At 63.8% G+C, this 16,079-nt stretch carries 10 protein-coding genes; all 10 read right to left on the minus strand.

What is annotated here, in order from left to right:
- Positions 1 to 70: 70 nt before the first annotated feature.
- Positions 71 to 1,237, minus strand: coding sequence for a hypothetical protein (locus ACYQ02_RS04755; protein WP_460039296.1), 1,167 nt, complete (start codon positions 1,235 to 1,237; stop codon positions 71 to 73).
- Positions 1,234 to 2,604 carry a hypothetical protein gene (locus tag ACYQ02_RS04760; RefSeq protein WP_460039297.1) on the minus strand — a complete coding sequence of 457 codons (1,371 nt, stop codon included), beginning with the start codon at positions 2,602 to 2,604 and terminating at the stop codon, positions 1,234 to 1,236. The genes ACYQ02_RS04755 and ACYQ02_RS04760 overlap by 4 nt, the downstream gene beginning before the upstream one ends.
- A 1,276-nt stretch (positions 2,605 to 3,880) precedes the next feature.
- A complete protein-coding gene (locus ACYQ02_RS04765; RefSeq protein ID WP_460039298.1) occupies positions 3,881 to 4,330 on the minus strand; it encodes a type IV pilin protein in 450 nt (149 codons plus the stop codon).
- Between the two features lie 186 nt (positions 4,331 to 4,516).
- Positions 4,517 to 5,743: a type II secretion system F family protein gene (locus ACYQ02_RS04770; protein ID WP_460039299.1), complete on the minus strand. Its 1,227-nt coding sequence runs from the start codon at positions 5,741 to 5,743 to the stop codon at positions 4,517 to 4,519.
- A gap of 35 nt (positions 5,744 to 5,778) precedes the next feature.
- A complete protein-coding gene (locus tag ACYQ02_RS04775) occupies positions 5,779 to 7,761 on the minus strand; it encodes a GspE/PulE family protein (RefSeq protein ID WP_460039300.1) in 1,983 nt (660 codons plus the stop codon).
- A gap of 129 nt (positions 7,762 to 7,890) precedes the next feature.
- Positions 7,891 to 8,685 (minus strand): prepilin peptidase, encoded by a 795-nt coding sequence (locus ACYQ02_RS04780; RefSeq protein WP_460039301.1) that lies wholly within the window; start codon positions 8,683 to 8,685, stop codon positions 7,891 to 7,893.
- Positions 8,686 to 8,760: 75 nt separating this feature from the next.
- On the minus strand, positions 8,761 to 9,795 hold the full coding sequence (locus ACYQ02_RS04785) for a type IV pilus twitching motility protein PilT (RefSeq protein ID WP_460039302.1): 1,035 nt from the start codon (positions 9,793 to 9,795) through the stop codon (positions 8,761 to 8,763).
- 548 nt (positions 9,796 to 10,343) lie between these two features.
- On the minus strand, positions 10,344 to 11,660 hold the full coding sequence (locus tag ACYQ02_RS04790; RefSeq protein ID WP_460039303.1) for an acetamidase/formamidase family protein: 1,317 nt from the start codon (positions 11,658 to 11,660) through the stop codon (positions 10,344 to 10,346).
- Between the two features lie 25 nt (positions 11,661 to 11,685).
- Entirely contained in the window at positions 11,686 to 11,964 is a 279-nt protein-coding gene (locus ACYQ02_RS04795; RefSeq protein WP_460039304.1) for a MoaD/ThiS family protein, read from the minus strand.
- Positions 11,965 to 12,165: 201 nt separating this feature from the next.
- A complete protein-coding gene (locus ACYQ02_RS04800; protein WP_460039305.1) occupies positions 12,166 to 15,927 on the minus strand; it encodes an S-layer homology domain-containing protein in 3,762 nt (1,253 codons plus the stop codon).
- Between the last annotated feature and the right edge of the window lie 152 nt (positions 15,928 to 16,079).

Below are 16,079 nucleotides of genomic sequence, written 5' to 3' on the forward strand. Positions count from 1 at the left end.
GGCACATGACCCCGTCGCCTAATTCGCTTCGATGTCCTGTGCGGGATCTGCACCGGCGCATCGGCCTCCCTCACCGGCCCACCTCCCGTACCCCTGGTGCATGAGAGCCAGGTGTAGCGGTTTGGCTTCGGTCACCGCTCAGCGGCTCCAACCAGTCGAGGCCTTGAGCTGCTGCCCAACGGTTCGCGTGCCATAGAGCAAGCCCCGCGGCCACCACCGAAGGCGCCGGACAACGGGTGAGCGCGACCGCCGTATCAGTGGCCCATTGAGTGGCCCACCGCCCCCTTTGGCCACCAGTGCCCGGCACCGTCCTATCGTGAAAACGGGATGCCTTTTCTTGCGCACTGCCGGTACCCGGCACCAGGATCTCAATGTCCGCTGCCTCGGAAAGCGCCTTGACCAAGGCCGGCCAAGCCGCTCCGCCTCCGATGGCCCAGACCCCGGTAGACGTCATCCCCGTTTCTCGCCGCGCCCGCCGTAGCAACCGGGTCACATCCCCGATTAGCTCTGTGACCGCCGCCGTCCCACTTAACGTTACGGAGTCGTCGCGCAGCTCGCCGAGTCGTAACGTATGTAGTTGCGCGGTAGTCACACCCAGTTGCCCGGCTAGTTCGGTTTCAATACGTTGCCCGCCGGAAGCCGAGCGATGGAAGGCTGCCGGTATCCCGTCGGCGCCAAGTACCAAAAACCGCGCCGAGGTGTGGCCTAAGTCGATCACGGCACAAGCGGCCGGAGACTCGTCCAAGAGTTGAAAAAACCGGGCGATGCGCCACAGCGTCACCCATTCCGGTTCCAGAGCCGCCGGCCGGACCCCGTGTTGGACCAACTGGCGGGTCCGTGCCTCGAGCACCTCGACCGGGGCTCCGGAGACCACCACATACCCCGCCACCCCCTCCAGACTCGGCAAATCGTCCGAAGGATGATCGGGCCCGTCCATCTGATAGTTACCCGGACCGGGCAAGGTGACGAAGTCGAAGGCGGCCTCTTCCACCGGGTATGGCAAGATCCGTTGAAGCTCCCAGCGCAACGCCGCAGGCAATTCCCGCCGGGGCACCGGCGGGGTGGGCATCACTCGGAGGATCGTTTCCTCGGCCGGTACGCTGGCGACGACGGGGCCCCGTTGCCGGCCGGATACCACCTGTAAGCCGTCCCGAGGCGACCAGCGGGCCCAGCGGACACCCGTGGTTCCGAAATCCACCCCAAGCCCTGTCCGGGCCCGAAACGTCAACCGGCTCACGATCCTCCCCCCTCCTCTTCAACCCAGTCAAGAACAAGCAACACTCCTGAAGCGGGAAGCTGGCCAGCCAACCGGAACAGCGGTTGAGCCGCACCAGGGTTGGCGGTGATCGTCCACGGCGCCTTGATGAGGCCCAACCCTTCCAACCGCACGTCGCCTGCTGAGACCAGCGAACCCTCGATGGAGGCCTCGCCTACGCTTCCCAACGTGCCACCCATGGCCAAATGGATCTCCGGCACCGGATTTCTTTCGGGTGGGACACGATATGGTGCCGCGAACACGGTCATCGAGCGCGAAACGGGTCCCCGAAGGATCAGACTAAAGTCCGTGATCTCCACATTGTTGGATGGGTCGCTAGCTGAATTCGGTGAACGCGGGTTATATGTACAGCCCGGGAGATTAGAGAGACAATCCGGCGTATTGGTATCCAGAGCTAGGAGAGCCGTCCTGCTCCGGTCATTCCAACTCACGAAGTCCACACTGGTTAGACGGATCGCCTTCCCAGCAACCACGATCCCGTCCCCCGTGGTCCCACCATCGGCATTGATGAATCGCAACTGATCAACATCAATGTTACCTGCGACAACGAGGACGGAGCCGGCACGCACATCGAGTGACGCTGCCTCGACGTCACCATCGATGCCGACCCACGGTGCGGTAACGGTAACGTTGCTGCACCGGCTCCTTGAGCGGATTTGATACCACCCGGATATGGTCATTTGACAGTTCGACCCGCTTACCTCAAGCCGGGTGGACGGATTGGGTACTCGTTGTGCAACCGCGGCGTAGGACAGCTGGGGGAGGGGAACGGTTCCGCGACGCACCCCGACTATGCTTTGAATTCTCGGCGAATCGAGGTTGCGCCCGTAAACGGCTTCAGGGGCAAACGTTATATTGGCACAGTACCAGGTCACGAGGAAGTCAAAGCAATTGTCGATTTGGAGGTCCCTTACCGCAACCGTCGGGTAGAAAAAGGGAGAACTGACGGTAAGCTGAACTGTTCGCTGAATGCTCGGCTGTGCCAAGGACCAGCCAGTACTTTCTAGAACATACGTGGTCTCGCCGCCTGTCACCCGTGATTTCAATGTGACCCGATAGGCACCCCGATCCACCGTTTCCGTCACGGGCTTCCCGGACCAGAAGTTGGCGTCCCCTTGCATGAGTCGCGCAAGGCCCGCAGCCACGCCGGCCTCGGCCGAATAATGGGCCGTTTGCTCGTGGGCCCGGCGTGCAGCCGTCGCAGCCTGCCGCGCCCATAACATCAGATTGACAGAGACAATCACACTGAGCACGACGAGAAGAACTGCAACGAGAATCAGGGCCTGTCCCTCTTGCCCCGCCCTGTTCCGGCTCAAACCCTTTTTCACGTTCCACTCCCCCCTTTCCCCGTGAGGTCGAATCCTCAGCCCACCTTTTCTTTAAAACCTTCCGGGCGTGCCGTGTTTAGTTCCTCAGGGTAACGAGGCGCGAAACCGGAGGTGGAACCACCCGCAGGGCCACCTGGTGGGCTCCGGCTGGAGCAGCGGGAGTTAGGGTGAATTGTACGGACCTTACGGCTCTGCACGGAGGCAAACTGCCGGAACCGTTTCCGATCGTCGTGCATCCTGGTGCCGAGTCGGTAGCGCCATCGGTGAAGTACGCAAAGCGCAAGCTTTGGATCCGAATCCCAGAAACCAATACCTGCACGGACTGAGGATCGTTCCCCTGACACCCCGCAACGGGTGACGTAAGGGGGCGTAGGACGAGCCGTCCCGCATCGTCAACCTCCACTACCCCCCGCCAGGCGAGATGATTCTCCCGGATCCCGCACACAACCAGGGATCCTTGGGTCCCTCCGCCTAGCGCTACGTCACCAGCCGCACCTGCCTGGCGGATTATACGAACCACGGCGTCCGCCGCCACGTGGGAAGCTGCTGCATAATCGGCAGCAACATTAGCACGGCTCTGAACCGTGGCGGTCCAAGCCAACAATGCACTCACACCGGCCACCATGACGCCGGCGAGGACGAGGGCCACACCCAGTTCAACCATAAGGAAACCACCCATATGACTTCTTCGTTCAAACAAGGCCCACCGCCCCCACCACCCTTCCCCGCCGGCTCGCAGCACGTAAGGGTGATTAGACCACGGGACCGGCGATACCGGCCCCTTGGGACTGCTATCATCTCAGCGCGTGGGCAGCGACGCCGCCGTCGTTAGCTGATAGATGGCGACACCTTGTTGGCCGTGCTGTGTTGCCGGGAAGACCATAACCCGGATGGCATCCCACGTCTCGCCAGAATTTCCGCTGCCAGAACCCCTCGGCAGCAACTCCACTCGGTATGTAAGGTTCGGCCACCCTGCAGCGGCACAGTTTCCGTCCACGACCCCATACGGGATCGGGGCCAGACCCCCGCGGATCCGTTCCACGACGCCCGTTGCACAGTCGACGGCGCCTTGGAGCACCTCTGCCCGGACCGATCCCTCCCGAAACTTGGTCATGACCACCAGAAAAGAAGTGGTGACCAGGATCGTTAGAAAAAGGGCGACTAACACTTCGACGAGAATCATACCGTCCTGGTCACCAATATGACAGAAGGGCGGGACCGGCCGCCGATGCTTTTGTCGACGCAACACGGTTCCCGCCCCCTTTGCCACCTCATTTTAATTCTGACAATCCGCCCCGCGTTCAGATGTAACTTCGCCGTCGGAGTCGAGCGTCCAACAGAGCGTGGTTCCGCCACTGTTTTGGGAAGTGGGTGTCGCAACCACCGTCACAGCATTTTGACCCTCGCTATAGGTGAAGCTCCAGTTCGCTGTGGTAGGCTGATCGATTTCACCCGGCCATCCGCCCGAACCATCGGGGAACTGGCCGCGCTCCAGGAAGTGGCTCCACAATTCGGCTTTCACCATACTCCAGGCCTGCTGGGCCTCGGACTCCCTGGCCCGTGCGACCATCCGCAAGTACGTGGGCACGGCAATGGCCACCAGGATCGCCAAGACCGCCAGTACAACGCCCAGCTCAATCAGGGTAAAGCCCCGCTGCCGCTGGCGCCGTTCCGGCTTTCGGTCACCACCAGAGCAGGTATACAGCAGCCCCCTAGTCCCCACCATGGCTACTCCCTCCCCATAGGTCTCCCCATTCCCGTCCACTCGGCCGTACCAACAGTCCGTCCATTGAGGCAATGATTTCGACATGCGGCCGGCCAAAGGGACGATTTACGGAACCCCAATTCGGCGCGCCGAGCCGGGTTCCTCCTGCGATCGAGGGCCTTCGCCCAAAGTATACTGGCGTTCCACTCACGGCCCTATTTGAGTCACGCTGGACATTAGCGAGAACAGAGGAAGAAAGACGGACAGAGCAATGAAGCCCACCACCCCGCCCATCAGCACGACCAACACTGGTTCAAGCAGTGAGGTCAGGGCCGCTAGTCTGTTGTCGGTCTCCTCTTCCGCAACGGTGGCCGCCCGTTCTAGCAGTTCGTCCAAGGCGCCGCTCCGCTCGCCAATGGCCACCAGGTCAACGACGAGGGCCGGGAACACCCCACCCACCCGCAACGCCGCGGACAAACCGCCGCCGCGTTCCACCCCCTTTCGTGTCTCCTCCAGGGCAACCCGAAACACGTGGTTCCCCGCAAGGCGCGCTGCGGCATCCAGGGCATCCAACAGGGGGAAGCCGCTACGCACCATAGAGGCCAGACCTCGTGTGACCCGGGCCACCACCAATGAACGGACCACAGGGCCGAACACCGGTGCCCGGAGGAGCCAGGCATCCACGTACCGCCGCCCTGTAGCACTTCGGGCCCACAGCCAGACAGCTGTGATCAGCAGCCCTGTCACCACGAGAACGAGGTACATTAAGCCTGGGTGTGTCATGAGCGCCACCCAAAAACGGGTGGGCCAGGGCAAGGGCACATCGAACTGTTCAAAGATGCCAACAAAGGTGGGCACGATAAAGGTAACCATCACTGCCACCACGGCTAGGGCGACAACCAGCACAAAGGCAGGATAGGCCAGTGCGGAGCGGACCTTACCTTCCACCCTCAAGCGGCGTTCTTCATCGGATGCCAGGCGACTCAAGACCTCATCGAGGCGGCCGGCCAGCTCCGCCGCCCGCACGAGGGCCACATGGACCTCGTCAAAGGCGCCGCCCTGCCGGGCCAGGGCCTCATGCAACAACTGTCCTGAGCGGATATCCCGCAGAACTCCGGCCGAGACCTGGCGGAGGCGGCCTCTGCTCTGCTCGATCAACGATTCCATGGCCGCACTGAGGGGCAACCCGGCCCGCACCATCGTCGCCAACTGCCGGAAGAACGCGGCCCGTTCCCGAGTGGCCAGGCTGGAACGCCGCAGTCCGAGCAGTTCGCGGATGTCGGCGTCCCGCCAGCGGCTTTCACGCCGAATGGCAAGGGGAGTATAACCCGAAGCGTGAAGAAGACCCAGAACCTGGGAAATCGATTCGGCCTCGATGCGGCCCTGTACCTTGCGCCCACTGGCCCCATGGCGGGCCACATAATAAAACCCCACAGCTAATCCCCCCCCTTTCGGCCAACCTTTTTGGTTTACGGAGCCGATCCACCCGCGGGAATGGTGGCCGCCTGACCCCAACCCGGTGCCTCGGTGACACGAAGCACCTCCTCTACCGACGTGACGCCGTTGAGAGCCAGGTCCAGCCCATTCTGACGCAGAGTCCGCAGGCCGCCGGCCACCGCCCGCCGACCCAGTTCGGCCGCGGTCGCTCCCCCGACGATCAATTCGCGTAACTCGGGTGTTACCACCAGCAATTCGGCCACGGCCCGCCGGCCGGCGTAACCGGCACGGCACTCGCTGCAACCGACGGGCCTGAACAACACAGCCTCGTCCGGCAGCGCGACACCGGAGCTGGCGAACACAGCACGAACCCCCTGGTCCGGGTCATAGACCTGGCGGCAATGAGGGCACAGCACCCGGACCAGCCGCTGGGCAAGGACCGCCAGCAATGACGAGCCGAGCAAGAAGGGTTCTATCCCCATATCCACCAGGCGCGTAATGCTTGAAGGTGAGTCGTTGGTATGGAGGGTACTGAGGATCAAGTGGCCCGTGAGGGCTGCCCGTACCGCTGTATCGGCCGTCTCCCGGTCGCGGATCTCGCCGACCATGATCACATCGGGATCCTGCCGGAGGAAGTGGCGCAACGCTACTTCAAAGGTCAAGCCAGCCTTGGGATTCACTTGGCTCTGGTTTGCCCCAGGAATCTCGTACTCAACGGGATCTTCCACGGTGACTACGTTTAGGCGCGAGCGATCGATCTCCCGAAGGAGAGCCGCGAGGGTCGTCGACTTACCACTGCCCGTCGGCCCGGTCACCAACAGGAGGCCGTAGGGCCTTCTCACCAGATCCCGCAACTGTTGCACCATGAAATCTGGAAGCCCCAGCCGGTCAAGCTGCGCTCCCCCCATGGCCCGATCCAACAGGCGGATGACAACCTTCTCCCCGTTGACCGTCGGCATCGTTGAACAACGGCAATCGAACTCCCGCCCATCGACCGTAATGCGAAAGCGCCCGTCCTGGGGAAGCCGGCGTTCGGCAATGTCCATCCCGGCCAGTACCTTGATACGGGTCGTCACCGCCGGATGCAGGGCCGCAGGAGGCTGCATCGCCCTGTGGAGCACCCCATCGATGCGGAAACGAATGGTAAATACACCCTCACCTGGCTCCAGATGAACGTCGGACGCCTTTTGCCTGACAGCTTGTTCCAGCAGATTATGAACAAACTCCACCACGGGCGCTTGCGCTTCAGCGAACGAATCGCGCTCCGTCGTCAGTACCGGCCCCGGCTCGCGGTTCCCCACGCGGGTGGCCGCCTCAAGAGTAGTAGTCGCAGCGGGGTTGCGGTGACTGGTGAAATCCACCGCAGAAATACGCCGGTCCGGCGCCATGGTTCGTAGCAAGGGGAAGGATGCCGCCTGCTGGTCGGGACCGCTACCGGCCGCGCCTTCTACAGACAATTCTACCGGGGTGTGCGGGGACTGTTGGGGTGCTGTTTCGTCCCCTTTAAACTCACCTGCCCGCGGGGGACGCTCCCCCTCCCCCCGGGCCGCCCGCAGGGCCCGCTCCGCCACCTCCAGCAGGCCGAAGATCCGGCCCACCGCGGCCTTGAGGTCGTCCTCGTCGGCGAGGACCGGTTCGACCTCGCGGCCGGTCACCAGCCGCACCTGGTCCAGCGCCTCCAGATCGGTAGGATCGGCCATGGCGACCACCAGGCGCCGGCCGTCGTCATCGACGGGAAGCACCTGGTACCGCCGGGCGACCCAGTCGGGCACCCGCCGCGCCACCGCCGGATTGGGCGGGTTGCGGCGCAGGTCCCACACCCGGACCGCCAGCTGGGCCGCCAGGGCCTCCTGCAACTGGGCCCGGGTGATCCAGCCGTGGCGCAGCAGGATCTGCCCCAGCCGCCGGCCCGTCCGGCGCTGCTCCTCCAGGGCGGCCCGCAACTGGTCCCCCGTGATCCACCCCTGTTCCACCAGGTAGTCGCCCAGCTGGCCGCGAAACAGCCATCGGGCCATGGTCCTCCCCCCAAACCCCCGGTCTCCAGGACTCCCCATCCCCCGGTCCCGTCGCACGCCTGGCTTTGGTCCACTGGCTTTGGTCCACCTAGCTTTTGGGCCCACCTGGTTTTGGCCGCTCATCCCGGGCTAGCCCGCCCCCCAGCGGAGGTAGGCGTCCAGGACCGCTTCACCGGCGAACCAGCCCACCAGCCCCCCAAGGGCCAGGAAGGGCCCGAAGGGGATGACGTCCCGCCGTCCCCGCCGGCCCGTTGCCAGCAGGACCGTCGCCACCACCCCCCCGGCGATGGCCGCGGCAAAGAGGGCCGCCGGCAACGCCCGCGGCCCCAGATAGAGCCCCAGCCAGGCGGCCAGCTTCACGTCGCCGAATCCCAACCCGCCCCGGGACGCCCACCGCAGGACCTGGAACACGGCGCCGCCCGCCAGGGCCGCCAGCAGGCGACCGGTCCACGGGCCCAGCGCCCCCGCATCCAGCGCCCCCGCACCCAGCACCCCCGCAAGGGCCAGGCCCACCAGCCCCGCCCAGGCCAGGCCGGCCAGCAGGGCCACGTTGGGGATCAGCTGGCACTTGAGGTCGACCCCAGTGACCGCCACCAGCACCGCGGTGAACCCGAGCCCCAGCAGGAGCTCCGCCGGGCTGCGGGCATGGATGGCCACCGCCGCCCACAAAAGGCCCGTCGCCGCCTCCACCAGCGGCGCCTGCCAGCCGATGGGGGCCTGGCACGTCCGGCACCGCCCCCGCAGGACGATCCAGCTCAACACGGGGATCAGCTCGAGGGGCCGCAGCTGCCGCCCGCAGTGCTCGCAGCGGGACGGCGGGGCGGTCACCGGTTCCTCCCGCGGCCACCGGTCGATGAAGGTGTTGACGAAGCTGCCCACCGCCAGGCCGGCCACCCCGGCCAGAACGGCCACCGTCGGCCCCACCCGGTCCCCTCCCCCCACCATGAACCAGCGGGCTCGGCCGCTCAGGCCGGCGCCCTCCCCACCTGGGCCGGCGGCTCACCGCACCCCCGCCCGCAGCAACGCCTCCCGGGTCACCAGCCCCCGGTTCAACAGCTGGCCCGCACTCTCCCGCATGGTGACCATGCCCTGCTGGCGCGAGGTCTCCATCACCGCCACCAGCTGGGCCGTCTTCCCCTCCCGGATCAGGTTGCGGACCGCTGCCGTGCCGATCAGCACCTCGGCCAGGACGAACCGGCCCCGCCCGTCGGCGGCCGGCACCAGCCGCTGGGCGATGACGCCCTCCAGCACCCCCGCCAGCTGGACCCGAACCTGGTTCTGCTGCTCTGCGGGGAAGACGTCGATGATCCGGTCCACCGCCTGGGGGGCGCTGGGCGTATGCAGGGTGGCCAGCACCAGGTGCCCCGTCTCCGCGGCCGTCAGGGCCGTGGCGATGGTCTCCAGGTCCCGCATCTCCCCGACCATGATCACGTCGGGGTCCTCCCGCAAGGCGGCCCGCAGGCCGCTGGCGAAGGAGGCGACGTCCAGGCCCACCTCCCGCTGGTTCACCAGGCTCAGGCGGTGGCGGTGCAGGTACTCGATGGGGTCTTCCAGGGTCACGATGTGGACCCGGCGGGTGCGGTTGATCCGGTCGATCATGGCCGCCAGGGTCGTCGACTTGCCGCTGCCCGTGGGCCCCGTGACCAGGACGAGCCCCTGGGACAGCTCGCAGAGGCCGGCGACCGCGGGCGGGAGGCCGAGTTCGTCCAGATCGGGGACGGTCATGGGGATCAGGCGGAAGGCCGCGGCCAGGCTCCCCCGCTGCCGGTAGACGTTGGCCCGGAACCGGCCCACGCCGGGCAGGCTGTAGGCGAAGTCGACCTGGCCGTCCCGCTCCAGCCGCTGCCGCAGCCCCTCATCCAGGATGGGACGAACCAGCGCCTCGATCTCCTCCGGGCGCAGCCGCGGCCCCTGCAGGTCGGCCAGCTCCCCGTTGACCCGCACGACGGGGGGTGATTCCACGGTCAGGTGGAGGTCCGAGGCGCCGTACTCGGCGGCGGTGCGGAGCCACAGGGCCAGCTCGGGTGCGTCCACGTCTCGTCCCCCCAGGTCAAGGCCGGATGGGCCGGTTGCCGCGGATTGGCCGGCTGATGCGGTTGGGCGGGCCACCGCGGTTGGGCAGGCCGCCGCGGTTGCCGCGGGTGTCGGGTCGAACCGGCGTCCCCGCCTTGTCATCTCGCTTGCCGGCTCGCTTGCCCGCCGGGACCACTTGTCGTACGGGGCCGCTTGCATGGGGCGCCTTGCGGCGATGATGGCCGCCTCGCGGCCCCATCGCCTTGCGCGCCCTCGGCTGGTGGGCCCGCCGGCGTGGCCCCTCCGGGAGGCCACGTGCCCGGTAAGAAACACGTGCCGGGTAACGATGGAGAAAACTGACGTCAAAGATTCGCCGGGGCCAAGGGGGATTCCTGTCGAAACCAGGATGTAGCCAGGTGGGGCACCGGGCACAGCTCCGCAAGGGACGGGTCAACGGCGAGCGGACGGCACCCCGAGGCGCCGTCCGCTCGCTGGGCACCCGGCCTGGAGCGCCCCGCAGACCGGGGCCCTGCAGACCGGGATGCTGGCTTACACCGTGATCCCATCCCTCAGACCTTGATCCCGTACTGGGCTTCGATGTAGGGGCCGAGCCCGATGCGAGCCAGCCGGTCGACGGGCGCCAGGAAGGTCACCTGGACCACGCCGGGATGGCGGGCGATCTCGATGGCTCCCGTGATGGTGGCCCGGTTCTTCACCTCCGGCACCGTCATGTCCAGGAGCCGGGCCGCCCGCTGGAGGCCGTTGTCCGTGGCGGCGTTCAGGTCCGGCCCCGTGCCGATCACCGAGATGGGCGCCGTCCGCTCCAGTTCCCGCAGGCCCCACTGCTCGGCCACGGCCCGGGCGCGGGCCAGTTCCTCCTCGGTGAAGGGCCGGGCCAGATAGGGCAGATCTTCAGGGAGCGGCAGCAGGATCGGCCCGTCGATATTGAGCCCCTTGATGACCTCGACCTGCAAGGTCACCGTCCCCGAGACGTCGCAGGTGTGGCCGGCGATCTCGCCGTCGCCCTGCAGGGCATGCATGTCCCCGAGGTAGACCCCGGCTCCCGGCACCTTCACCGGCGCGATGACGATCGCCCCGGCCCGCACCGCGTCGCAGTCCATGTGGCCGTCGGTACGGTGAGCCAGTTCCTCCGGCGTCAGGGCGAATTCATGGTGCTTGCCAATGAGGGCCGAGCCGAAGTCCCCGGCGTTGTGGGAATCGGGCATGCGGATGGCCGGCACCGTGCCCAGCTGGCCCAGGAAGGGCCGCAACCGCGCCACTACCCCCACCAGATCATGGGGCGCAAAGCGCAGGATGGGGTTCTGGGTCGAACGGGCCGGCAGGGCGGCGTAGCGGGCCGCGTCACGGGCAATGGCCTCCGCCGCCTCGCGGTGGACGGTCACCCCCACCCGCCGCGTGGCGTCGAAGACGATGGTATAGCCGTTGGTGAAGGTGAAGGGGGTCGCGTCCGCACCGCAGTTGGCGCACCGCACCGACCCCGGTCCGATGCCCTCAAGGCGGGTTGACGGGTACATGGTCCCGCAGTTGGGACACCGAGCGGCGCAATACGGGTCGTCAAGGAAGCGCCCCTCCATGGGGCGGTCGTTGCCCGAGGCCGTGGCGATGGAGGTCACGGTGATGTCCTTGATGCGGATGGCGACGGCGTCGCCGACCTCCGCCCCCTCGACGGCCACGGGCACCGTCACCTCGTGGCCGCCCTTGAGGTGGGGCGTGATCATCGGACCCCAGCAACCGGGTGCGGTGTTGGCGACGATGTGCCCGCCGTCCCGGACGGGCCCCAGCATGGGTTGCTCGGGGTCGAGCACCCCGTCGGTGAAGCGGTCGACGAAGACGGTCTCGTCCGCGGTCCGCAAGGGCAGTGCCACCCAAATCGCCCCCTTTTGATGTTGGTCAGGCCGAACCGCCTTCTTCGCTGGCTGCCCCTCCGCCGCCCGCCATGGGTTGCAACAGGGCCAGGTCGGCATCGGGTGGAACCGGGTCCTGCCGCCCCAGGACGCGCCCGCCGGCGACCAGCAGCGCCGTCGATAGCGCCTCCCGGAGGGCCGGATAGGTCTGTGCCAGCCGCTCGAGCAACTCGTCCACGCGAACCTCATCGGGCGTCTCGACCACCGCCGCGGGGACCCCTGCGGCTCGGGCCAGGTCGGGGCCCAGGCGCACCCGGATCTGCATGGCATCCCTCCTTCGACCTGTCCGCGGGAAGGTTCGCCGTGAAAGGATGGATTCCCTTGACCGGAAGAGGCCGGTAGAGACTGGCCAGGCGATGGAGCCCCTGATATACGGGTGCAGGCGAGGGGGCACCTCCCTCGCCTGCACCGGACGGCATACCTTCACTACCGTTTTGCTGCTATCCGATGGCCCTTCAGGCCGCCATCATTCTTCGTCCTCACGCAGCCATGCTTCGAGGAAGCGTACGGCAATCGTGGCCGTTTCGGCACGGGTTGCCGTGCGGTTCAGCACCAGCTCGTCACGCCGTACGCCTCGGACGACCCCGGCGTCTACCGCCAGTGCCACGGCCTCACGGGCCCATGCCGGCACAGCGGCACCGTCCTTGAACTGTGCGAGGACGTTGGAGACCTGTTCCTCCGTCAGGCTGAACCCGTGGGCCTTCAGGGCACGTCCGATCATCACCGCGAGCTCCAGGCGGTTGAGCTGCCGATTCGGTTCGAACCGGGATGCCGAGACACCTCGCACGAGCCCCGCCTGGTAAGCGGCGCCGGCGACGCCCTCCCACGCAGGGGTCAGGTCTTCGAACCGCTGCGCGGCACTGGCGTCCGGTTCGAGACCCAGGGCCCTTGTCAACATCGCCACGAATTCGATGCGCTTCACCGGCCGATCGGGGGCGAAGGTCGCCGCGTCAAATCCGTTGGCGATGCCGTGCGCATAAGCCGCTTCGACATCTCGCTGGGCCCAGTGGCCCTTGACGTCCGTGAAGGACGGCTGACGGGCCGCGACCACATACCGGCTAAAGTGCCTAAGAGCGGCCGTCAGCGCTCCGTCCCCAGCGGGCCATGAGGGCACCGGGACCAGGGAACCGTCGTCCTGCTGGTACCACAGGCCAACGAGCATCGGATTGCCCGTCCAGATCACCGGAACCGTAATCTCGACTGGTTCGGGCAACTTGTTAACTGCCACCGGTTCCGCGTCGGGAGCGACCGCCTCCAGGTTGATCTCGTATAGACCCCCAGCCGCCGTATAGCCGGCAGGCAAGCTGGCCGGTTCAGCCTCCTTGACCGTGAACCGCAGCTGCACATCCGACTTGCCGGCAACTGTTCCGAGGTCCGGATTCACCGTCGCGAGCCGGCTCAGATCCAGGTTGGCTACGGGCAGGCTGACTTCAACCGCACCGTAGTCGAACCGGACCGCATCCTTACCCGCAGCCACCAGCTGTTGCACGGCGCTCGCCGGGATCGCTACCGGTTGACCCGTGGGGACCGTAAACGACACCTCCGTCCCGGGAGCCTCAACGACCTCGGCAATCCGGTCCGGATCCAGCTGCGTCACGGTATCCGAACCACTCTCCGGAGCCGGTGCCGGTGCCGGGGCGGGAGCGGGGGCGGGAGGGGGTACCGGTTGCGGTTCGGGTTCCGTGGAACCATCACCGACTGGCATCACGTCCCCCAGTGCCACTTCCCCGTGCCATTCCACATCGAAAACGCCACTGTCCAGCGTGCGGCCGCCGACTAGTAGGACAAACTGTTCCGGATCACAACCCGACAGCGAAAGATAAAACTGTCCAGGCATGCTGTAAAATGTGAATTCGCCATTCTCATCTGTAACCGTCGATTGACATCTTACCCATTCTTCCTCGTTACTCGGCCAGAGCGACACTTCCACCGCCTTTTGCGGTAATCCATCCCGAACCACCCGTCCGGTAATCCTACCTGGCTCCTCCAACTCGAGGTTCACGTCGCCACGAGATTCAACAAGGTCGAGATACTCGAAGTAGGTATAGCTAATACTACTCCCGTCATCTAGTACCTGATAGGGATCCGTAAAAACCATGTAATGCCCCGGCGGGAGTCCGTTTAAGGCCCAACTGTCCGCACCTTCACTCTCCGGCAAAAGCGGACCAACCCAGAACGGCTCGTCAAACGTATCCACGATCCAACCGCAAGTTGTATCCTGTCCTTCATACCCATCCACGCTCTTTACATATTCCATCCGAACCCAATCCGACAGCCATACATTTCTTTCATAATCAGCGTGGTACCCCTCTATGCCGTAGCCACTTGTCTTCGCGCCATTGACATAGCCCCTTGCCGACAAGCACTGCTGGTCCCACAGGTTCATTGACGGTAAGGTAATAACGTCGTCCACAACAAGCTTTCCACCTACTGATTCGATCCAATTGCCATCAGCATCCCACCCAGCCACCTCAACCAAATACGTTCCATTGGGCAACAACACGGAATAGTTCCAACGGGGAAATCCATCGGGCGATTCAATTGACCATCTCCGATAAGCGGGGTGTCCCTGTTCGTCAAGAAGGTCAAAGGTGATGACAGCTTTGTACAGAGGCCCATCAAAGTTCAGGATACCCTTGACACCCTTTTCCCCTTGCGGAATGTCGGTGTCTGCCACAACGACCAGGTCCTCATCATTTTCTTCGACCAAGGTTTCCTGTTCAACCCACAATGACCCTGTAGCACTGTTTCGCTCAACGGTTACCCAGTAACGACCCTGAGGAAGACGGCTAAAGTCGACACGACCTTGTTCATCTGTCTCTCCTTGCTCAATAGGAAGCCAATCTTCGAGCCCCTCCGACCAGTATTCGATCTCGACACTTGCGCCAGCGACTGGATTTTTAAAGCCATCTTTTACCGTAACTGTCAAACTGCTATTCCCTACCGGCCGAAGTTCGTGTCCATCATCACCGAAATCGATGGCACCTACATCTAATACTTTTCCACTCGGGATGTATCGATCCCAACAATTGCTTCCGTCGCTACCAATGCAAACTTGAACGTAACCCTCTGGAACCAATACTTCAAAAGCTCCCTCTTCGTCGGTTTGACCGGATGAAACCCAAACGGCCCAAATAGGCAACTGCTGATCGTCTTCGGATTCAAATGATGTATATTCATGAACCGATATTCTGTCATTGATTACCGGCTCATTCTTAATCGTCGCCACACCTTTAATGACGGTAGGACTGGAGACCGCAAGACTCAACTGGTTTTGGCCGCCCTTCAGCACCTCTTCTGTTGCTACTATATCCTTCCACTCGTGACCTTCCCCATCACGAAAAGTAACTTCGACGAAGTAAGTACCGGGAGAAAGGCCTGTAAGACTAATATCGCTAGTCGAAGCAATAGGGCTTGACCACTCAATGTCATCATTATTATTGTATTTTTCATCACTACCATCATTGTTTATGGAGGTTCCAGGCTCCCGACAATTCGAGCCGGCATCAACCATAAGTGGTACAAACTCAATATTTACGGGTTTGTACTCAAATCCGTTCGGTGTTGCTAGTGAAACCTGCACGTCACTACAACCGTCATATGCTGGGTCTACTATCACAGTAGGAAGGTTTATGGGTTTCTCCTCGGAAAGTTCAAAGTTTCGTTGATAAATGGTCGTTCCATACTGCATTTCGAAACCATATAGATAACTTTGAGGCAACGTAGGCAACTCAATGGAATAGGAAGCGTCCTTACCCAAATTCGTTTTCCACCAGCGCGATCCGTCCGAAACCGTCAGTGTAGCCGCTGATCCAACGATTCGACCCGTGATTCCCGCTCTTTTAGCTGTGTCCATAACGAGTTGAACCTCATTTTGTTCCCCCGCCCTCAGGCTCTGCCCAGCTGTTAAGGCCAGAGTCGCATCATGGGCTGAAACCCAGTAATGATCCCTCGGCGTGAGACCTTCGAAAGTAACTTCGCCGTTTTCGTCCGTAATTCCCTGGCCAATCGACGGAGCCTCATCCGTATCGCCGTCACCAACCCAACCCAAACCAAGGGTTACGTTGACTCCTGGACGGCCGTTGCCTTCGGCGTCCACGACCCGGACCACGAGGGTTGTAGTTGGGCTTGCCTCCTCTGCGAAGGCTGTTGGGACGGTAATGTTGAGGACCACCAAGAGGATGGCCAATACCGAGATGGCGGCCATCCCTTTGCGCAAAGGCAACACCGTATGGGTCCCCCTCCCTGGGTGGATGTTGTGGGACATTATTCCACGTGATTCGATATCCTCCTTCCGGTATGCCTGCGAGTTACTGGTGCGACCTGAAAATATTTTTAAATGAATTGAACAGAATGGACCATTATGTCATTCTTTAACTC

Source organism: Thermaerobacter litoralis (genome assembly GCF_054654595.1).

What these genes read in the sequence shown, in the direction of transcription:
- ACYQ02_RS04765 (WP_460039298.1), bottom strand. Translation starts at nt 4,330, where the DNA reads ATGGTGGGGACTAGGGGGCTGCTGTATACCTGCTCTGGTGGTGACCGA.
- ACYQ02_RS04775 (WP_460039300.1), bottom strand. Translation starts at nt 7,761, where the DNA reads ATGGCCCGATGGCTGTTTCGCGGCCAGCTGGGCGACTACCTGGTGGAA.
- ACYQ02_RS04795 (WP_460039304.1), bottom strand. Translation starts at nt 11,964, where the DNA reads ATGCAGATCCGGGTGCGCCTGGGCCCCGACCTGGCCCGAGCCGCAGGG.